The organism is Bradyrhizobium sp., from assembly GCF_028868675.1.
GTDB lineage: Bacteria > Pseudomonadota > Alphaproteobacteria > Rhizobiales > Xanthobacteraceae > Bradyrhizobium.
Genome location: NZ_JAGWUA010000026.1, coordinates 15,060 through 34,286 on the forward strand (window position 1 = coordinate 15,060; position 19,227 = coordinate 34,286).

Annotated in this window: 17 protein-coding genes; 16 read left to right on the top strand and 1 reads right to left on the bottom strand. The window is 66.6% G+C overall.

Translation table 11 applies throughout. From position 1 onward, the window contains the following. The first annotated feature begins 68 nt into the window (after positions 1-68). From KGM94_RS05950 to KGM94_RS06025, 16 genes are all read left to right on the top strand, one after another. Positions 69-797, top strand: a complete 729-nt coding sequence (locus tag KGM94_RS05950; RefSeq protein WP_300255904.1) for a TetR/AcrR family transcriptional regulator — start codon at positions 69-71, stop codon at positions 795-797. Positions 798-916: 119 nt separating this feature from the next. Next, positions 917-1,402, top strand: coding sequence for a DUF2852 domain-containing protein (locus KGM94_RS05955; RefSeq protein WP_300255906.1), 486 nt, complete (start codon positions 917-919; stop codon positions 1,400-1,402). A gap of 401 nt (positions 1,403-1,803) precedes the next feature. Next, entirely contained in the window at positions 1,804-2,520 is a 717-nt protein-coding gene (gene tolQ / locus KGM94_RS05960) for a protein TolQ (RefSeq protein WP_300255908.1), read from the top strand. A gap of 39 nt (positions 2,521-2,559) precedes the next feature. Continuing rightward, positions 2,560-3,009, top strand: a complete 450-nt coding sequence (gene tolR / locus KGM94_RS05965) for a protein TolR (protein ID WP_300255911.1) — start codon at positions 2,560-2,562, stop codon at positions 3,007-3,009. 2 nt (positions 3,010-3,011) lie between these two features. Continuing rightward, positions 3,012-3,968: a protein TolA gene (locus tag KGM94_RS05970; protein ID WP_300255913.1), complete on the top strand. Its 957-nt coding sequence runs from the start codon at positions 3,012-3,014 to the stop codon at positions 3,966-3,968. A gap of 16 nt (positions 3,969-3,984) precedes the next feature. Further along, the gene (tolB, locus tag KGM94_RS05975; protein ID WP_300255915.1) at positions 3,985-5,361 is read left to right on the top strand and encodes a Tol-Pal system beta propeller repeat protein TolB; all 1,377 of its coding nucleotides are present in this window, start codon (positions 3,985-3,987) and stop codon (positions 5,359-5,361) included. Between the two features lie 232 nt (positions 5,362-5,593). Continuing rightward, entirely contained in the window at positions 5,594-7,927 is a 2,334-nt protein-coding gene (locus KGM94_RS05980; protein WP_300255916.1) for an EAL domain-containing protein, read from the top strand. Between the two features lie 160 nt (positions 7,928-8,087). Then, positions 8,088-8,813: a hypothetical protein gene (locus KGM94_RS05985; RefSeq protein ID WP_300255917.1), complete on the top strand. Its 726-nt coding sequence runs from the start codon at positions 8,088-8,090 to the stop codon at positions 8,811-8,813. A 280-nt stretch (positions 8,814-9,093) separates the two neighbouring features. Further along, positions 9,094-9,582, top strand: coding sequence for a peptidoglycan-associated lipoprotein Pal (pal, locus tag KGM94_RS05990; RefSeq protein ID WP_074121319.1), 489 nt, complete (start codon positions 9,094-9,096; stop codon positions 9,580-9,582). 179 nt (positions 9,583-9,761) lie between these two features. After that, a complete protein-coding gene (gene ybgF, locus KGM94_RS05995; protein WP_300255919.1) occupies positions 9,762-10,766 on the top strand; it encodes a tol-pal system protein YbgF in 1,005 nt (334 codons plus the stop codon). Between the two features lie 80 nt (positions 10,767-10,846). Continuing rightward, positions 10,847-11,908, top strand: a complete 1,062-nt coding sequence (gene tilS, locus KGM94_RS06000; RefSeq protein ID WP_300255921.1) for a tRNA lysidine(34) synthetase TilS — start codon at positions 10,847-10,849, stop codon at positions 11,906-11,908. Between the two features lie 258 nt (positions 11,909-12,166). Continuing rightward, complete coding sequence (gene ftsH, locus KGM94_RS06005) at positions 12,167-14,089, top strand: ATP-dependent zinc metalloprotease FtsH (RefSeq protein WP_300255923.1); 1,923 nt, start codon at positions 12,167-12,169, stop codon at positions 14,087-14,089. Positions 14,090-14,220: 131 nt separating this feature from the next. Then, positions 14,221-14,712: a gluconate 2-dehydrogenase subunit 3 family protein gene (locus KGM94_RS06010; RefSeq protein ID WP_300255925.1), complete on the top strand. Its 492-nt coding sequence runs from the start codon at positions 14,221-14,223 to the stop codon at positions 14,710-14,712. Beyond that, positions 14,709-16,349, top strand: coding sequence for a GMC family oxidoreductase (locus tag KGM94_RS06015; protein ID WP_300255926.1), 1,641 nt, complete (start codon positions 14,709-14,711; stop codon positions 16,347-16,349). The genes KGM94_RS06010 and KGM94_RS06015 overlap by 4 nt, the downstream gene beginning before the upstream one ends. 173 nt (positions 16,350-16,522) lie before the next feature. Further along, on the top strand, positions 16,523-17,296 hold the full coding sequence (locus KGM94_RS06020; protein WP_300255927.1) for an outer membrane beta-barrel protein: 774 nt from the start codon (positions 16,523-16,525) through the stop codon (positions 17,294-17,296). 251 nt (positions 17,297-17,547) lie between these two features. Next, a complete protein-coding gene (locus KGM94_RS06025) occupies positions 17,548-18,753 on the top strand; it encodes an ABC transporter substrate-binding protein (RefSeq protein ID WP_300255929.1) in 1,206 nt (401 codons plus the stop codon). Positions 18,754-18,872: 119 nt separating this feature from the next. On the opposite strand, the gene KGM94_RS06030 is transcribed toward KGM94_RS06025, so the two are convergent. Further along, the coding region (locus tag KGM94_RS06030; RefSeq protein WP_300255931.1) for a helix-turn-helix transcriptional regulator at positions 18,873-19,227 on the bottom strand (355 nt) is incomplete at its 5' end.

The window sequence follows — 19,227 nt, forward strand, 5'->3', positions numbered from 1 at the left end:
AATTGACGGAGCCGGTTAACCACGCCCGCTAGTGACCTTCGCGCGCGGCTCATGTAAAAACCTTTCACATGAGCTGGCGCAAGGAAAGCCGCCGCGCCGAGCGCGGCTATCACCACGGCAATCTGAAGGAGGCGCTGCTGCAGGCGGCGCTGGGGCTGATCGCCGAGAAGGGCGCGGCCGGTTTCACCTTTGCCGACGCCGCGCGCATGGCCGGCGTCAGCCCGGCGGCTCCCTACCGGCATTTCCGCGACCGCGACGAACTGCTGTCCTCGATCGCGCAGCGCGGCTTCGAGCAGTTCGAGGCGCGCCTGACGGCGGCCTGGGACGACGGCCGCCCCGACACCGTCACCGCCTTCGAGCGCGTTGGCCGCGCCTACCTGACCTTCGCCCGCGAGGAGCCCGCCTTCTATTCGGCAATGTTCGAATCGGGCCTGCCGGCGGACGCCAATCCAGCGCTGATGGCGGCGAGCGAACGCGCCTTCAGCATCATCCGCGCCGCCGCCGAGCGGCTCGCAGCACTGGCGCCGCCGGGCACGCCGCGTCCGCCGGCGATGATGATGGCGCTGCACATCTGGTCGATGTCGCATGGCGTCGCCTCGCTGTTTGCCCGCGGCGATGCCGCGCGCCGCAAATTGCCGATGTCGCCGGACGAACTCTTGGAAGCCGAGGTGCTGATCTATCTGCGCGGGCTCGGCTTCCCGACCGACCGCCGGCCGTCGGCGGCGAAATCCGCCGAGCCGCCGCCGGTGCCGCCGGAGTCCGGTCCTCCTGCCGGTCCCTGGGGCAAGCCGAAATAAAGTTGCGCAAATAATTTGGCGGGCCGCCTGCGTCGCCAGCTTGACAAAAACGCGGGATGGTTTAGCTATGTAAATGTTATTTACATTCACAACGGCGTGAGCCGTGATGGAGAAGGGAAATGGCCTACACCGCAGACGTCAATCGCTGGCGCGGCCCCGCCGAACAACCCTACGACCGCCCCCACATGCTCGATACGCCCTGGCACCCCGGCTGGATCGCCGTGACCATCCTCGGCTTCATCATCTGGTGGCCGATCGGACTCGCCCTTCTCTTTTTCACACTCGGGAGCAGAAGAATGTCGTGCTGGAGTCATCAGGATCGCTGGCAGAACAAGATGGAGCGCATGCAGTACAGGATGGATCGCATGCGCGATCGCATGGAGCGCCGCGGCTTCGGCTTCGGTTTCGGCCCGCCCTCGAGCGGCAACCGCGCCTTCGACGAGTATCGCTCGGAGACGCTGCAGCGGCTCGAAGAGGAGCAGCGCGAGTTCAAGGATTTCCTGACCCGCCTGCGCCACGCCAAGGACAAGGAAGAGTTCGACCAGTTCATGGCGCAGCACAGGAACCGTCCGACGCCGCCGAACGACCAGCCGCAACAGGGCTGATCCCTCTCAAAGCCTTCAGGCGCATGCCCCCAAAGTCCTGATGGCCCCGAGCCGCCCGCCTGCGTGACCCGCAGGCGGGCGGTTTGGTTTTCGGGCGCCCACGGCCCGGACGTCTCGCGGACAACCGTCTCTGGCGCCTCCCTTCCGGCCGCCATATTCGGCGCCGGTAACCCCGCATTAACTATCGCTGGCGTCTGGTAAAAGACGGAAAGTCGCGCCGGAAGGCCCTTGTTTTGACATGTTGGCAGGGAAAGCAGACGCCCGGCTTCGGACGGGCCTCCCACGCCAGACAGGGCTTTTGTGCAGGCTTGCTGGCCGCGTTTTCATCGCGGCTCTTGGGAACCGGCGGCCATTGACCCGCCGGGCACTGGGGTAACGACCGTCTTGAGAGGATACTGCCCATGAATCCGGCCGACGTGGCTCAGTCAGCCCTCCCGGTTGCCGCTTCCGCCGACGTGTCGCTGATCGCGCTGTTCTGGCAGGCTCACTGGATCGTGAAGGCGGTCATGCTCGGGCTGTTGTCCTGCTCGGTCTGGGTCTGGGCGATCGCCATCGACAAGGTCTTCCTCTATGCCCGCACCCGCCGCTCGATGGACCGTTTCGAGCAGGCGTTCTGGTCCGGCGAGTCGATCGAGGAACTCTATCGCACGCTGTCGGCGAAACCGACCCATTCCATGGCGGCCTGTTTCGTCGCTGCGATGCGGGAATGGAAGCGCTCCTTCGAAAGCCATGCCCGCTCGGTGGCGGGGCTGCAGATGCGGATCGAGAAGGTGATGAACGTCTCGATCGCCCGCGAGATCGAGCGGCTGGAACGGCGCCTGCTGGTGCTGGCGACCGTCGGCTCGGCCGGCCCCTTCGTCGGCCTGTTCGGCACGGTCTGGGGCATCATGTCGAGCTTCCAGTCGATCGCGGCCTCGAAGAATACCTCTCTGGCGGTGGTGGCGCCGGGCATCGCGGAGGCGCTGTTTGCCACCGCAATCGGTCTGATCGCCGCCATTCCTGCCACTATTTTCTACAATAAGTTCATCTCGGAGGTGAACCGGCAGGCCCAGCGGCTCGAGGGTTTTGCGGACGAATTCTCGGCCATCCTGTCCCGTCAGATCGACGAGCGGGGATGAAGGACGGTATAGTGTGACGGCGATCGCGGGCTTGAAATCATGGGGATGAACGCAGCCAGTTCGTCCGGCGGCGGTGGCCGTCGCAGCCGGCGCAAACCGGTCATGGCCGAGATCAACGTCACGCCGATGGTCGACGTGATGCTGGTGCTGCTCATCATCTTCATGGTGTCGGCGCCGCTTCTGACCGTGGGCGTGCCGCTCGACCTGCCGCAGACGCAGGCCAAGAGCCTCGAGCAGGACCAGAAGCCGCTGCAGCTCTCGGTCGACATCAACGGCAAGGTGTTCATCAACGATACCGAGGTCGCGATCAACGAACTGGTGCCGAAGCTGAAGGCGATCACGGACGCGCGCGGCGGCACCGAGGAGCGCATCTACATGCGCGCGGACAAGAAGGCAGACTACGGCACGGTGGCCAAGGTGATGGGCCTGCTGTCCGGCGCGGGTTTCAAGCGGCTCGCTTTGGTGACCGAGGTGGAGCAGGGGTCCTGAAGTTGAAGGTGAACGTCGACAAGACACTCGTTGCGTCGATTGCCCTCCACGTCCTCGTGATCGGGTGGGGGCTGGTCACCTTTACGACTCGCTCCATGGAAGCCCCGCCGCCGGAGTCGCTCCCCGTCGACATCATCTCCGCCGACCAGCTCTCCAGGATCACGGCCGGCATCAAGACCGGCGAGAAGGACAAGCCGAAACCCAAGGTCGAGAAGGTCGCGGACGCGACGCCCGTCGACGATGCCGTCGGCAAGGTCACCGAGAAGAAGGAGATCGTGACCTCGTCCTCGCCCGAGCCGCCGCCGAAGCCGGTGGAAAAGCCGGTCGAGAAGAAGCCCGATCCGCCAAAACCCGTGGTCGAGAACAAGCCGAAGGACGAGCCGAAGCCCGCCGAGAAGAAGCCTGATCCCGCCAAGGAAGATCCGATCGCCGAGGCGCTCAAGAAACAGGAAGCCAAGAAGCCGACGCCGAAGCAGGAGACCAAGCCGCAGCAGGCCCAGGCGCAGCCGCCAAAGCCGAAGCAGGAGCGGACCTTCGATCAGACCAAGATCGCCGCGCTCTTGGACAAGCGCGATCCGACCCGGCAGGCGATCACCGGCGCGACGTTGAATGCCTCCGCATCGCTCGGCACCACGCGCGGCACGGCCACGACACTGTCGCAGTCCGAGCTTGACGCGATGCGGGCGCGGCTTGCGAGCCTGTGGAACGTGCAGCCCGGCATCGAGCATCCGGAGGAGCTGTTCGTCACGGTGCGCATCCGCCTCGGGCCCGACCGGCGGCTCGCCGCACCCCCGCAGGTGGTCTCGACCGGAAGCTCGCCGCGCTACCAGGCCGCGGCCGATGCCGCGGTCCGCGCCGTGCTGCAGGGTCAGCCCTATACCATGTTGCGCGATGAGACCTACGAGCAGTGGAAATACATGGACATCGATTTCGATCCCAAGACGATGTTCCGCAGTTGATATTCGAGAGCCCGCAATGTCCCTGAAATCCTTTCCCCTGCCGCCCTTGCCGATCGATCGCCGGCGTCTGCTGATCGGCGGCGCCGGCGCTGCGGCCGGTCTCATGCTGCCGCAGTCCATGCTTGCGCAGACCAGATTGCAGATCACCGAGGGCAACGTCGCGCCGCTGCCGATCGCGATCACCACCTTCGTGCCGGGCTCGCCCTCTGATGCCGAAGTCGGCGCCGGCGTGACGCAGGTCATCACCAACAATTTGAAGCGCTCGGGCTTGTTCAACCCGATCGACCAGGCCGCCTTCATCGAGCGCATCAGCAACATCGACGTCGCGCCGCAGTTCCAGAACTGGAAGACCATCAACGCGCAGGCCCTGGTCACCGGCCGCATGACGCGGCAGCAGGATGGCCGGCTCAAGGCCGAGTTCCGGCTGTGGGACGTCGCCTCCGGCCAGCAGCTCACCGGCCAGCAATACTTCACCTCGCCGGAATACTGGCGGCGCATCGCCCACATCATCTCCGACCAGATTTACGAGCGGCTGACCGGCGACAAGGGCTATTTCGACAGCCGCGTGGTGTTCGTCGACGAGACCGGGCCGAAGGAGCGCCGCGTCAAGCGGCTCGCGATCATGGACCAGGACGGCGCCAACGTGCGCTATCTGACCCGCGGCTCCGATCTCGTGCTGACGCCCCGCTTCTCGCCGTCGACGCAGGAAATCACCTACATGGAGTTCGGCCAGGGCGATCCGCGCGTCTATCTCTTCAACATCGAGACCGGCCAGCGCGAGATCGTCGGCAATTTCCCGGGCATGACGTTTGCGCCGCGCTTCTCGCCGGACGGCCAGCGCGTCATCATGAGCCTGCAGCAGGGCGGCAACTCCAACCTGTTCGTGATGGACCTGCGCTCGCGCTCGACCACGCGGCTCACCGACACGCCGGCGATCGACACGTCTCCGTCCTACTCGCCGGATGGCAGCCGGATCTGCTTCGAATCCGACCGCGGTGGCAAGCCGCAGATCTACGTGATGGCGGCAGGCGGCGGACCCGCGCAGCGCATCTCCTTCTCCAAGGACGACACCAACGGCAGCTATTCGACCCCGGTATGGTCGCCGCGCGGCGACTACATCGCCTTCACCAAGCAGGGCGGCGGCCAGTTCGCGATCGGCATCATGAAGCCCGACGGCTCGGGTGAGCGCATCCTGACCGCGGGCTTCCACAACGAGGGCCCGACCTTCGCTCCGAACGGCCGCGTCGTGATGTTCTTCCGCGATCCCGGCGGCAATGCCGGGCCGTCGCTGTTCACCGTCGACATTTCCGGGCGCAACGAGCAGAAGGTGCCGACGCCGGGCTTCGCGTCCGATCCGGCGTGGTCGCCGCTGCTGTCCTCGACGTCGGGGTGAGGATACGCAGGCGCGCCTTCAACGCACGCTGGGCGAGTGAAGGTCATTCGCTCTATAATTGCAGCAAGCATTCCTTCACCTTGCGCTCGGCAAGCCTTGCCCAGTTGCCTGATCTTTCAGCAGATTTTCGCTCGAGGCAGGCGGCGGACAACCCGCCTTTAACGATGTTCCCTCAGAAAGGTTTCATATCGCGCGGGTAAAGGTACGCGTCGAACAGGAACGCGCGAACCAGATGCAGCTCGCAAACCAGAGCGAAGAGCCCGATCAGAAAATCGCGCCGTCGATCCATGCGGCGCTGATCGACTCGCTTTTCCAGAATCCTGCGCCGTTGCTGGCGGGGGCGATGCTGGTTGCGCTGGCCGCCGGCATGACCGCCTACAAGACCGGATCGCTCGCGCTCTGGTCCTGCGTCGCGTTTCTGAGCCTGGTCGGTGCCGCCCGCGCGGTCGACATGCACTGGTACCTGAAGCGCAAGTCCGCGCTCAACGCGGCGGAAGTGTCCAAGCTGGAGACGCGCTACCAGGCGGGGGCGCTGCTCTATGCCCTGGGCCTCGGCGTGTGGTGCAGCGTCGGACTGCTCGAGGCGGACGATGCCGTCGTCCACATGATTTGCATCACGGTGACCACGGGCTACGTCTCGGCGGGCGTCGGACGGACCTATGGACGGCCCTGGATCTACCACATTCAGGTCGCGCTCGCCTGCACCCCGACCTCGGTCGCGCTCGCGATGCAGGGCACGCCCTATTACATCGGATTGTCCATCGTCTGCGCGATCTTCTACGCGGCGCTGCGGCAACTGTCGACGAACCTGCACCGCATCTTCTTCCAGGCGCTGGTCGCGCGCGAGCGCGAGTCGGCGCTCGCGAACCAGTTCGACACGGCGCTGAACAACATGCCTCACGGCCTGTGCATGTTCCGCGCGGACGGCCGGCTCGCGGTCATGAACCGCCGCTTCGGCGAATTGATGGAGCTGTCCGAGGACGTGGCGCGGCGCGGCGCCAGCGCCGCCGACATCATTTCGGCCTGCGTCGCGGCGGGCTCGATCTCCGCGGAGAGCGGCAACCTGATCCTCTGCGAGATCGAGGACGCCCAGATCCGGGAGATCGTCACCACCGATCCCAAGCTCGCGCGCGGACGGACGCTGTCGTGGACGTTCCAGTCGATGGCCGGCGGCGGCACCGTGATGCTGCTCGAGGACATCACCGAGCGCAAGAACGCCGAGGCCAGGATCAGCCATCTCGCCCGCTACGACGAACTCACGACGCTGCCCAACCGCGTCAACTTCCGCGACGAGATCGAGCGGCTGCTGGCGATCTCGCACGATGCCGAGCGCCTCTCCGCGCTCCTGTTCATCGACCTCGACCAGTTCAAGCAGATCAACGACACGCTCGGCCACCCCTGCGGCGACCAGCTGCTCTGCGCGGTGGCCAACCGCCTGCGCGAAATGCTGCGGCCGGAGGATTTCGTCGCCCGCTTCGGCGGCGACGAGTTCGTCGTGTTCCAGCAGAACATCAACTCCCCCGATGACGCCGCCACGCTCGCCCGCCGCATCGTCGAGCGATTGAGCGAACGCTACCGCATCGACAATCACCTGGTCGAGATCGGCGCCAGCGTCGGCATCGCGCTGACCTCGCCGGAAGGGATCAGCGCCGACACGCTGCTGAAGAACGCCGACATGGCGCTCTACCGCGCCAAGGCCGACGGCCGCGGCACCTTCTGCTTTTTCCGCGACGAGATGGCGGCGACCGTCGAGGCGCGCCGCATCCTCGAGCTCGACCTGCGCAAGGCGCTGGCGAACGAGGAATTCGAGCTGTTCTACCAGCCGCTGGTCAACCTGAAGTCCGGCAAGATCACCACCTGCGAGGCGCTGCTGCGCTGGAATCATCCGGTGCGCGGCACGGTGTCGCCGGTCGACATCATTCCGGTCGCCGAGGACATGGGCCTGATCGTGGATCTCGGCCGCTGGATCCTGCGCAAGGCCTGCATGGAATGCATGAAGTGGCCCGAAGGCGTCAGCGTCGCGGTCAACTTCTCGCCGCAGCAGTTCCACCAGCGCGACGTGCTGAGCGAGATCCGCTACGCGCTCGAGGTCTCGGGCCTGCCCGCCAACCGCCTCGAGATCGAGATCACCGAATCCTCGCTGTTGCGCAACACGCAGCTCACGCACGACATCCTGTCGCAGCTCCATACGCTCGGTGTGCGCATCTCGCTCGACGATTTCGGTACCGGCTATTCGAGCCTCAGCTACCTGCACAATTTCCCGATGCAGAAGGTGAAGATCGACCGCTCCTTCCTCGAGGGCATCGACACCGACCGGCCGCTGACGCTGCTGCGCGGCGTCGCGCGGCTGTCCGCCGATCTCGGCATGTCGGTCGTGGTCGAGGGCATCGAGACCAACGAGCAGCTCGAGCTGATCAGCGCCGACGGCACCGTCAGCGAAGGGCAGGGCTACCTGTTCAGCCGCCCGGTCCCGGCGGTGCGGTTGCGCCAGCTCCTCAACGCCTCCCACGGCCGGCGCGCCGGCGAGGACCACCTCCAGGCCGTCGGCTCCCGCTCGATCGCCTGATCCATTCACCCGTTCGCCGAATGCTCCGCCTCGGCCACGGCAGGCGGGCGCCGGCGGGGGATTAACCCTAACGAAGCCATGTGTTTGCATCGTCGTTAAGAAGATGTTAACAACGTCTCGCGCACGCGAAAGTTGTTTGGACGTATTGGGGGAGTACCGCATGAAGTCGGCAGCCGAGTCCCAGACCCCAGCTCTGGGCCGGATATGGGATCCGATGGATCAGGTGGATTACCGTCTGGCGGAAACTCCCGAGGAGAAGGAAGAGATCTACCGGCTCCGCTATCGCGCCTACCTGCGCGAAGGGGCGGTCCGGCCGTCCGCGGACGAGCGGGTCGTCGACCAGTTCGAGGACGCGCCCAATGCCTGGACGTTCGGCGTCTATATTCACGGAGAGCTCTACAGTTCGATCCGGATCAGCGTGCTGACCTCGGAGTGGCGCCTGTCGCCCTCGGTCGAATTGTTCGGCGACGTCCTGCACCCGCTGCTCGACAAGGGCCTGGTCTTCATCGATTCGACCCGCTTCGTCGCCGATCCCGCCAAGTCGCAGCGTTTCCCCGAACTGCCCTATGTGACGGTGCGGCTCGGTTCGACCGCGGGCGTGCACTTCAATGCCGATTACGGGCTCGCCATCATTCGTCCCGAGCACCAGGCATTCTATCGACGGGTGTTTCTGCAGGAGACCTGGTGCGAGCCGCGTCTCTATCCGGGCCTCGTGAAACCGGTCGGCCTGATGGCTGCGCACCTGCCGACCGTGCAGGAACGGGTGCTGGCGCGCTTTCCCTTCCTGCGCTCCAGCGCGTTCGAGCGGCGGATGCTGTTCGATCGCAAGAGCCAGCGCCAGGCCGTGACGCGGGCCACGCTCGTCCCCGCTGCCGCCCAGCTGTGATCTCTCCGGCAGTTCCCCCGGGCCGCGGGTGCCGCGGCCTGCCCTCCTTCCGAAGCCTGAGCCTCAAAATCCGGTAAAATCAACGGTCTTGCCGAAGGACGCGGCTTGCCTTCACCGTCGCGCCACATTTACAACCCATTAACCATCGCGGGCGCTTTTCGCCGTTCGGGGGCATTTGACCGGCTCGGGCAACGTCCCATCAAGGTTGACGGAACGTTCGCTTAACCAACCCCCTGTAGACCGAAAAGCAGTGGACTAACGTGAGCGTGGAGGCTCCGGAATGAAACATCCTATGCGTATCCTCCAGGGGTTGAAGCTGGCTGCGGTGCTTGCGGTCGCGCTGTCGATGGGCGCCTGCGCCAACAAGAACCTGGGTGCCGATGCGATGGCGAGCGCTGCCACGCCGGGCAGCCAGCAGGACTTCGTCGTCAACGTGGGCGACCGCGTGTTCTTCGAGAGCGACCAGACCGACCTGACGCCCCAGGCGATCGTCACGCTCGAGAAGCAGGCGCAGTGGCTGCAGACCTATCCGCGCTACAGCTTCACCATCGAAGGCCATGCCGACGAACGCGGCACCCGCGAATACAACATCGCGCTCGGCGCCCGCCGCGCCCAGTCGGTGCGCTCGTTCCTCGCCTCGCGCGGCATCGACCCCAACCGCATGCGCACGATCTCCTACGGCAAGGAGCGGCCGGTGGCGGTCTGCAACGACATCTCCTGCTGGTCGCAGAACCGGCGCGCCGTCACCGTGCTGAACGCGAGTTCCTGACGGGCCGTGGTCGCGCGCAAGTCGAGCCGTCCGGCGCCCTCCGTGGCGCCGGTTTCGTTTCGGCGGTCCGCTGCAGAAACCCTTTGATGCCAGTCACATTTTTGGCGTACTCCCTCCCTCAATGTGTCGCGCGGCGCAGCGCGAGGTCGCGGCCGTGCCGCTTTCGTCGTCAGGGCAAGATGTCATCCAGATTTCAGGCAATTACCGGCACCGTGGTGATCACCGCGCTGCTCTCCTTGTGCGCGCCCGCAGTCGCGCAGGATGCCGATGCGGAATTGCGGATCGAGCGGCTGGAGAACCAGTTGCGCCAGCTCACCGGCCAGAACGAGGAGCTGCAATATCGCAACCGCCAGCTCGAGGAGCGCATTCGCCAGATCGAGGGCGGCGTGCAGCCCGCGCCCGGGCAGCCCAACGTGGCGGCCGCCCCGCCGGTCCAGCAGGCACCGGTCTATCGCCCGCAGCAACCGGCCCAGCCGGCCTATGAGCCGCAGATCGCCGCGCCAGCGCCCATCATCCAGGAAGCGCCTCCGCCCGGCGCGGTGGGGGCGCACCGCCGTGGCGATGCGTTCGACCCCAGCCAGAATCCAGCTGCGCCCGGTGCGCCGCGCGCGCTCGGCGGCGGCCAGATGCCGATGCCGCAGCAGCAGCCCGCCGCCATTGGGGCGCCGGGCGGCCGTGGCGCGGGCGAGCCGCTCGATCTCGCCAACACGGCAGGCCGCGATCAGCAGTCCGTCGCGGCGCCGGCACAGCCCGGCTATCCGGCGCCGGCCGGCGGCGGGCTCGTCACCCAGCCGCCCTCGCAATCGCCGCGCGACGAGTTCGACCTCGGCATCGGCTACATGCAGCGCAAGGACTATGCGCTCGCCGAACAGACCATGAAGAATTTTGCGCAGAAATATCCGGGCAACCCGCTGCTCGGGGACGCGCAATACTGGCTGGGCGAAAGCTACTTCCAGCGCCAGCAATATCGCGACGCGGCCGAGTCCTTCCTCGCGGTCACCACCAAATACGAGAAATCGGCAAAGGCCCCCGATGCGCTGCTGCGGCTCGGCCAGTCGCTGGCGGCCCTGAAGGAGAAGGAAGCCGCCTGCGCCGCCTTCGGCGAGGTCGGCCGTAAATATCCGCGCGCCTCCGCGGGCGTCAAAGCCGCCGTTGATCGCGAGCAGAAGCGGATCAAGTGCTAGCGGATCCGCCGTTGATCCCCTGACAAAGCCGGCGATGCTGCGCTAAATAGGCGTTTCGCTCACGATCCTGGCGCGGCGTCATGGCTGACGACGAAAACTCTCCGATCTCGGTGCGGTCCGCCAAGACGCTGTTCGCGGACTTGAGAGGCGCGCCCGCACTGGTGCTCGCGGTCTCCGGCGGGCCCGATTCCGTTGCGCTGATGTGGCTCGCGGCGCGGTGGCGGCGGAGCCTTGCGCAGGGACCGCGCCTGGTCGCCGTCACCGTCGATCATGGCCTGCGGCCGGAAGCGGCGCGCGAGGCGCGCGAGGTCAAGCGGCTCGCAGCCTCGCTCGACCTGCCGCACCGGACCATGCGGTGGACGGGCGCCAAGCCGAAGACCGGCCTGCCCGCCGCGGCGCGGCAGGCGCGCTACCGCTTGCTGATGCAGGCCGCGCGCGCGATCGGCGCGACCCACGTGCTCACCGCGCACACGAGGGACGATCAGGCCGAGACCTTGCTGATGCGGCTGTTGCGCGGCAGCGGAATCGCGGGCCTGTCGGCGATGGCCCGGATCACCGAGCGCGACGGCCTCGTGCTGACGCGGCCGCTGCTCGACGTGCCGAAATCGCAGCTCCTCGCGACGCTGAGGCGCGCCGGGATCGGCTTCGCCGACGATCCGACCAACCGCGACACCGCCTTCACGCGGTCGCGGCTGCGGACGCTGCTGCCGCAGCTTGCCGCCGAAGGCGGCGACGCGCGCAGCCTGGCGCGGCTCGCCGCACGGCTGGCGCGAGCCAACGCGGCGGTCGAGGTGCTGGCCGACGGCGCCGAGCGCTTTCTCGCCCTGAGAGACGCAGGCAGCCCGACGCAAGCCGGCCCGACGCGGGGCTTTCATGCCGCAGCCTTCGCGGCGCTGCCCGCGGAGATCCGCCTGCGGCTCCTGATGCGGGCCATCAATGCGGTCGGCCACGAGGGACCCGCGGAACTCGGCAAGGTCGAAACCCTGCTGGCGGCGATCGACAGCGGCATCGCGAGCGGCGGCGATCGATCCGGAGCCGGCCAGCGCCCCCTGAAACAGACGCTCGCAGGCGCGCTCGTCAGCCTGTCCGGAGGACGCATCCACATCGCGCCGGCGCCGGTCCGGCGCGGCAAGGGCGGATGAAGGGCGGATCATGACACCGGCTCGTGCGGCGCCGGCCTCGTCAGGCGACCTTAACCAGCCCGGAAAATCCCGGTTTCCGGCGCCATTATTTCAGCGGGAATCGCGCTAAGATGGGCTAAATAGTCCCATCTGGTTCCCTTGGCAGCGCCTTGGCCGACACCTAGATTGCAGGTATCTGCCCGAGAGGATTCCGTTGGAATTTCCCTCTCATCGCCCAAGGACCACGGCCGCGATCCGCGCGACCATGAAGGAAGATCGATGAACGCCAATCTGCGCAATTTCGCCCTCTGGGTCATCATTGTTTTGCTGCTGTTGGCATTGTTCACGCTCTTCCAGAATCCGGGTCAGCGCGCCTCCTCCCAGGATATCGCCTTCTCGCAGCTTCTGACCGAGGTCGACCAGGGCCATGTGCGCGACGTCGTGATCCAGGGGCCGGAGATTCACGGTACGTTTACCAACGGCTCGAGCTTCCAGACCTATGCGCCGAACGATCCGACGCTGGTGAAGCGGCTCTATGACAGCAAGGTCCAGATCACCGCGAAGCCGCCCGGCGACAACGTGCCGTGGTTCGTGTCGCTATTGGTGTCCTGGCTGCCCTTCATCGCGCTGATCGGCGTGTGGATATTCCTGTCGCGCCAGATGCAGGGCGGCGCCGGCAAGGCGATGGGCTTCGGCAAGTCGCGCGCCAAGATGCTCACCGAGGCGCATGGCCGCGTCACCTTCGAGGACGTCGCCGGCGTCGACGAGGCCAAGCAGGACCTGCAGGAGATCGTCGAATTCCTGCGCGATCCCGGCAAGTTCCAGCGGCTCGGCGGCCGCATCCCGCGCGGCGTGCTCTTGGTCGGCCCGCCCGGCACCGGCAAGACGCTGATCGCGCGCGCGGTCGCGGGCGAGGCCAACGTGCCGTTCTTCACCATTTCCGGCTCCGACTTCGTCGAGATGTTCGTCGGCGTCGGCGCCTCGCGCGTGCGCGACATGTTCGAGCAGGCCAAGAAGAACGCGCCCTGCATCATCTTCATCGACGAAATCGACGCCGTCGGCCGCCATCGCGGCGCGGGCCTCGGCGGCGGCAATGACGAGCGCGAGCAGACGCTGAACCAGCTGCTGGTCGAGATGGACGGCTTCGAGGCCAACGAGGGCGTGATCCTGATCGCCGCCACCAACCGTCCCGACGTGCTCGATCCCGCGCTGCTGCGTCCCGGCCGCTTCGACCGCCAGGTCGTGGTGCCGAATCCAGATGTCGTCGGCCGCGAGCAGATCCTCAAGGTTCACGTCCGCAAGGTGCCCTTGGCGCCGGACATCAACCTCAAGACCATCGCGCGCGGCACGCCCGGCTTCTCCGGCGCCGACCTGATGAACCTCGTCAACGAGGCGGCGCTCACCGCCGCCCGGCGCAACAAGCGCATGGTGACGCAGGCCGAATTCGAGGAGGCCAAGGACAAGGTGATGATGGGCGCCGAGCGTAAGTCGCTCGTCATGACCGAGGAAGAGAAGCTACTCACCGCCTATCACGAGGGCGGCCACGCCATCGTCGGCCTCAACGTGCCGGCGACCGATCCGATCCACAAGGCGACCATCATTCCGCGCGGCCGTGCGCTCGGCATGGTCATGCAGCTCCCCGAACGCGACAAGCTGTCGATGTCGCTGGAGCAGATGACCTCCCGGCTCGCCATCATGATGGGCGGCCGCGTCGCCGAGGAGCTGATCTTCGGCCGCGAGAAGGTGACCTCGGGCGCCGCTTCCGACATCGAGCAGGCCACCCGCCTTGCGCGCATGATGGTGACGCGCTGGGGCCTCTCCGAAGAGCTCGGCACCGTCTCCTACGGCGAGAACCAGGACGAGGTGTTCTTGGGCATGTCGGTGTCGCGGACGCAGAACGCTTCCGAGGCGACCGTCCAGAAGATCGACTCCGAGATCAGGCGCCTGGTCGAGGAAGGCTACAACGAAGCCACCCGCATCCTCACCGAGAAGCGCGCCGACCTCGAGGCTCTTGCCAAGGGCCTGCTGGAGTTCGAGACCCTGACCGGCGAGGAGATCATCGACCTCCTCAAGGGCAAGAAGCCGAACCGCGAGTCGGTCCTGGAGCCGGCCACGCCGCGCGCCTCCGCCGTGCCGCCGGCCGGCAAGCCGCGCCCGCGGCCCGATCCGGATCCCGGCCTGGAGCCCCAGCCGCAGGCGTAGGCGGCTTTCGACTGCGGCCGGCAGACTCTTCTTCACACGTTCTGCAAAGCCCGGCCTCTGGCTGGGCTTTCGCATGCCGGGGCACCGGCAGCACGTGCGTGCTAAGGTGTCCCTCCAATCGGGATGAGGCCATGGATCGTCGGCAGCTCACTGCGCTTCTCGGTTACCTGTCGTTCGGCGGCCTGACGGCGTTCTGGCGCGTCGTGAAGGGCTTTGCGCAGCCGCTCGAGACGGACGCGCATGTCGAGCGCGCGGTCGGTGCCATCGCGGAGGTCATGTTTCCGGGCGATGGCCTGCCGGGCGCGCGCGAACTCGGACTGCATCGGCAGGTGCTCGCGCACGCGGACGTGCAGCCCATGCTCGCAAGCGGACTTGCCTTTCTCGATCGCTACGCGGCGAGCGCCGGTGCTGCGGATTTCGCGGCCCTTGACGAGGCGCGAAGGCTCGCCGCGCTCGATGCGGCCTTCGCCTCCGGTGCGGATGGCATCCAGTCCTTCGTGATGGCGCTGCGCCTTCATCTCGGAACGGCCTATTACTCCTCGCCTGCGATCAAGTCGGCGTTCGCCTATACCGGTCCGCTCCAGCCGGACGGTTTTGCCGACTTCAGGGATCGCCCGGCATGAGCGAGGCGACCGAATGGGACGCCGTGGTGGTCGGCGCGGGCGCGGGCGGGGCGGCCGCGGCCTACGGCCTCTGCCGCCGCGGATTGTCCGTGCTGCTGCTGGATGCCGGGCCGCGTTTTGATCCATCGACCGACTATCCGCTGACCGACGCCGACGCGGACACCCGCATCTTTCCGGAGAAGCCCGGCAGCACGGGCAAGGTCAGTTTCGCGCCGGGCCAGGCGCTCGGCGACGAGCCGCTGCTCGTGTCCGGCAGCCGCGGTCTCGGGCCGGTCGCGCCGGGCGGCGTACGGCTCATGGACCGCTATCATCATGTGCGCGGCATCGGCGGCACCACGCTGCACTTCACCGGCGAGGCCCATCGCTTCCATCCCGATGCGATGAAGATGAAGACGCACTTCGGCGTGGCGGCCGATTGGCCGCTCGATTACGCCGCGCTCGAACCGTATTACGTCGAGGCGGAAGAACTGATCGGTGTCGCCGGTCCCGAGCAGCAGGGCGCGCGCTGGCGCTCGCGAAAATTCCCGCTGCCCCCGCATCCCTTGTCCTACGCGTCGCAAACGCTCGGCAGGGGCGCGAAGGCCATCGGCCTGGACTGGCAGGCCAACAGCCGCGCCGCGCTGTCGCGGCCCTGGAACGGGCGACTGCCGTGCAACTATTGCGGCGGCTGCAACAAGGGCTGTCCGCGCGGCGACAAGGGCAGTGCCGACGTCACCTTCGTTGCTGCGGCGGTTGCCACCGGCCGCTGCACCGTCAGGCCGGACAGTCCGGTGGTGCGGATCGAAGCGGGATCGGATGACCGGGTGAAGGCGGTCCTGGTCGGCCGGCCCGACGGCAGCCTCGAGCGCGTCGCCGGCCGCCAGTTCGTGCTCGCCTGCGGCGCGATCGAGACGCCCCGCCTGCTGCTTGCGTCCGACGGTCTCGCCAATGAGAGCAGAGAGGTCGGGCGGAATTTCATGGATACGCTGTTCATCGCCGTCGGGGCGCTGCATCCGGAGGCGCAGCACGGCCGCCGCGGACTGCCGAGCGACGCCATCTCGTGGACGTACAATGCGCCCGACGCCATTCCCGGCGTGGTCGGCGGGTGTCGCTTCTACAATGCGTGCGGGGAGATCGAGCTCGGCGGGCTCGCCGCATTCGCGCTGCGCGCCATTCCGGGCTGGGGTCGCGCGCATGCGCAGTCGGTGCGCCAGCTCTGGGGACACGCGCTGCATGTCGGCGCGATCGGCGAGCGATTGCCCAACCCCGACAGCTTCGTCGATCTCGATCCCGCCGCGCGCGACCGCTTCGGCATGCCGCTGGCGCGGATCGCCTCGGCGCTCGCGGAATCCGACGTCGCGCGGCTGCGCTTCATGGCGAAGACGTCGCACGCGCTGCTCGCCGCCAGCGGCGCGCAACGGATTTACGAGAGCTATTCGAGTTGGGACTGGTTTGCGCCGACCCACGTGTTCGGCACCTGCCGGATGGGCGAAGATCCCGCGGGCTCCGTCGTCGATGCCTTCGGCCGCAGCCATCGCTGGCGCAATTTGTGGATTGCCGACGCCAGCGTCTTTCCGTCGGCCGGCGGCGGCGAGGCGCCCTCCCTGACGATCCAGGCGCTGGCATTGCGGACGGCAGAACGAATCCGGAGCGCCTGAGGCTTTCAGGTAACACCGGAATTCCCGAGTGAAATCACCGATATAACCGGCTGACGGTACGATTTTCGGGATCCCTGGCAGGGGCAAACCTGCGCGGACACATTGTTGATTGCCGCGCGCTCATTTAGCGTTCGATTCATCGCCGGGCGGTCTGGTGGGGACAGGAGGGGCAATTGCCGTACTCGTCGCGAGCAACGTTGCTGGCGGTTGGGCTCGCGACGGCCTCGCTGGCGCTCCCATGTGAGCAGGCGCTGGCTGGTACGATGGCGTTGCCTTCATCGGGCGCGAACTCGGCGTCTGCGAGCAGCTGGCTCGGCGGCGCTCATGCAGGCTACAACTGGCAGCGGGGCAGTGGCGTTTTCGGCTTTGAGACCGACCTGCAGGCGACTCACCTCAATAGCGCGATGAGCGGAGGCCTCGTCTATCCTCCGGTCGGTACTCCCTCGCCCGGCGATTTTGCCATGACGTCCTCGACCATTAACTGGTACGGGACGGCGCGTGGCCGCGTCGGTTTTGCTTCCGGGCCTTGGCTGGTCTACGGCACCGCCGGTCTGGCTTATGGCGATGTCAATCTCTCAAGCAGCTTCCGCGCGGCCGGATTGCAGCTGACGTCGCAGGTCTCCGATACCAGGCTGGGTTGGGTCGCCGGTCTCGGTGCGGAATACCTCGTCAACCCCAATCTCAGCGTTCGCCTCGGCTATCAATATGTCGATCTCGGCTCGCTCGGCCTGTCCGCCTCGTCGCCGTCGCCTGCCGTCATCGTGCTCGGGCAGCAGGCCACGGCGAGCGCCCGATTCCAGGCGGTCACGGCCGGATTCAGTTGGCACTTTGCGCCGATGGGGGCGTCGATGCCCTGGCAGGGCGGCTATGCCGGGGTCCATGGCGGGGGCGCATGGGGCAACAATACCAGCGCGACCTATACCTCGACCGTCATAAATCCTCCGTGAAGAATTCCCAACTGGTTGAGTTGGAATCTGGAAACGGCCTTCTGAGGCAATCGCGTTTGCCGGGGGGCTCCCTGCGCCGCACTTCTGATCAATCGAGAGCCTGAAATCGCCGTTCTTCACGGACGACTCCACGAATTTCTGAGGCGTTTCGGTTCAAACGGGAGGCGCTGTTGGCGCCGGCCCGATTGGCATGGCATGCTCTCCCCAATCACATGCGCGGGCCCGACCGCGCCAAGGACGGGGAGGGGAGAATGCGCTTCATCACGAGGCTGGTCGCGCTGATTGCGGCTGCGTGGCTGGTCGGGCCGCCGGCCGCAGGCGCCGCCGAGATGCGCGGCGTCACCGCCACCGAGATCAGGATCGGCCAGACCATGCCCTATAGCGGGCCGGTCTCGGCGTTCGGCGCGCTCGGCAAGGGCGAGGTCGGCTATTTCAAGATGCTCAACGAGAAAGGCGGCATCAACGGCCGCAAGGTCAACCTGATCTCGCTCGACGACGGCTACGCGCCGCCGAAATCGGTGGAGCAGACGCGGCGGCTGGTGGAGAGCGACGAGGTCGCGCTGATCTTCTCCTCGATCGGCACCGCGCACAACACGGCGATCGCAAAATATCTGCAGGGCAAGAACGTGCCGCAGCTCTTCATCGGCTCCGGCGCCTCGAAATTCGCCGACATCGCGCAATATCCGCAGGCGACGCTCGGCGTGCAGGCGCCGTTCCGCTATGAGGCGCGGCTCTATGCGCGTTATGCGCTGGCCAGGAACCCGAATGCGAAGTTCGCGGTGATCTCGCAGAACGACGACTACGGCCGCGACTATCTCGCCGGGCTGAAGGACGTGCTGGGAGAAAAGTACGATGCCGTCGTCACCGGCGCGACCTACGAGATCCAGGATCCGACCATCGATTCCCAGATCGTCAAGCTGAAGGCCTCCGGCGCCGACGTCTTCGTGATCGCAGCGACACCGAAGTTCGCGGCGCAAGCGATCCGAAAGTCCTTCGAGATCGGCTGGCGGCCGATGACGTTCCTGTCCAACGTCGCGGTGTGGGTGTCGACCGTCATGGAGCCTGCGGGCCTCGAGGCCGGCACCGGCATCCTCTCCACGGCCTACGTCAAGGATCCCGACGATCCCGCCTGGAAGGACGATCCGGGCGTCAAGGGCTGGCGCGAGTTCATGAGCAAGTACGTGCCGGACGGCGACCAGCACGACACCAACTACGTCAACTCCTACAACAGCGCGATGGCGCTGGAAGCCGTGCTGAAGGCCTGCGGCGACGATCTCTCGACCGAGAACATCCTCAAGCAGGCGTTTTCGATCCGCGACCTCGAATTGCCGATGCTGCTGCCCGGCATCAAGGTCAACACCGGCCCGAGCGATCACGTGCCGGTCGACCAGATGCAGTTCATGCGTTTCAACGGCAAGAGCTGGGAGCGCTTCGGCGAATTGCAGACGGGGAATTGAAGGGTCGACTGGCGCCGGAGGCGGGCGCGTACGCCTGGTTCGTCGTCGGCGGCCTTGCGATCGGAAGCCGACGTTGTGGCCGACATGGTTGCATGTCGGCCCGGGCCATCGCCGGACTGCTACGGCCCCAACTGCCTGACGAGCGATATCAGCTCCGTTTGGCGGTGGGTGCCGGTCTTCGAGAAGGCGGACTTGAGATGGTTTCTCGCGGTCTCGCGCGAGATTCCGAGCTCCGATGCGACCGAATCCAGAGCCAGGCCGCCTGCAAGCAGGACAACCAGCCGTGATTCTGCCGGCGTGAGGTCGAGCGCCTCGGCAACCACTCTCGCGTCCGGAGCCATGGTGGGCAACAGATTCGAAAAGATGAGAAGAGCCCGTGCTCCGAGAAATACGTTTCTCGCCGCCCCATCGATCGGCAATACGCGGATCACGACGGCCGGCTTTGCCGTCCGGCGCACGACGATGGGAACGACA

Excerpts from the sequence above, each read along its gene's own strand:
- KGM94_RS05950 (WP_300255904.1), top strand. The coding sequence starts at position 69 with ATGAGCTGGCGCAAGGAAAGCCGCCGCGCCGAGCGCGGCTATCACCAC.
- KGM94_RS05955 (WP_300255906.1), top strand. The coding sequence starts at position 917 with ATGGCCTACACCGCAGACGTCAATCGCTGGCGCGGCCCCGCCGAACAA.
- tolQ (WP_300255908.1), top strand. The coding sequence starts at position 1,804 with ATGAATCCGGCCGACGTGGCTCAGTCAGCCCTCCCGGTTGCCGCTTCC.
- tolR (WP_300255911.1), top strand. The coding sequence starts at position 2,560 with ATGGGGATGAACGCAGCCAGTTCGTCCGGCGGCGGTGGCCGTCGCAGC.
- tolB (WP_300255915.1), top strand. The coding sequence starts at position 3,985 with ATGTCCCTGAAATCCTTTCCCCTGCCGCCCTTGCCGATCGATCGCCGG.
- KGM94_RS05980 (WP_300255916.1), top strand. The coding sequence starts at position 5,594 with ATGCAGCTCGCAAACCAGAGCGAAGAGCCCGATCAGAAAATCGCGCCG.
- KGM94_RS05985 (WP_300255917.1), top strand. The coding sequence starts at position 8,088 with ATGAAGTCGGCAGCCGAGTCCCAGACCCCAGCTCTGGGCCGGATATGG.
- pal (WP_074121319.1), top strand. The coding sequence starts at position 9,094 with ATGAAACATCCTATGCGTATCCTCCAGGGGTTGAAGCTGGCTGCGGTG.
- ybgF (WP_300255919.1), top strand. The coding sequence starts at position 9,762 with ATGTCATCCAGATTTCAGGCAATTACCGGCACCGTGGTGATCACCGCG.
- tilS (WP_300255921.1), top strand. The coding sequence starts at position 10,847 with ATGGCTGACGACGAAAACTCTCCGATCTCGGTGCGGTCCGCCAAGACG.
- ftsH (WP_300255923.1), top strand. The coding sequence starts at position 12,167 with ATGAACGCCAATCTGCGCAATTTCGCCCTCTGGGTCATCATTGTTTTG.
- KGM94_RS06010 (WP_300255925.1), top strand. The coding sequence starts at position 14,221 with ATGGATCGTCGGCAGCTCACTGCGCTTCTCGGTTACCTGTCGTTCGGC.
- KGM94_RS06015 (WP_300255926.1), top strand. The coding sequence starts at position 14,709 with ATGAGCGAGGCGACCGAATGGGACGCCGTGGTGGTCGGCGCGGGCGCG.
- KGM94_RS06025 (WP_300255929.1), top strand. The coding sequence starts at position 17,548 with ATGCGCTTCATCACGAGGCTGGTCGCGCTGATTGCGGCTGCGTGGCTG.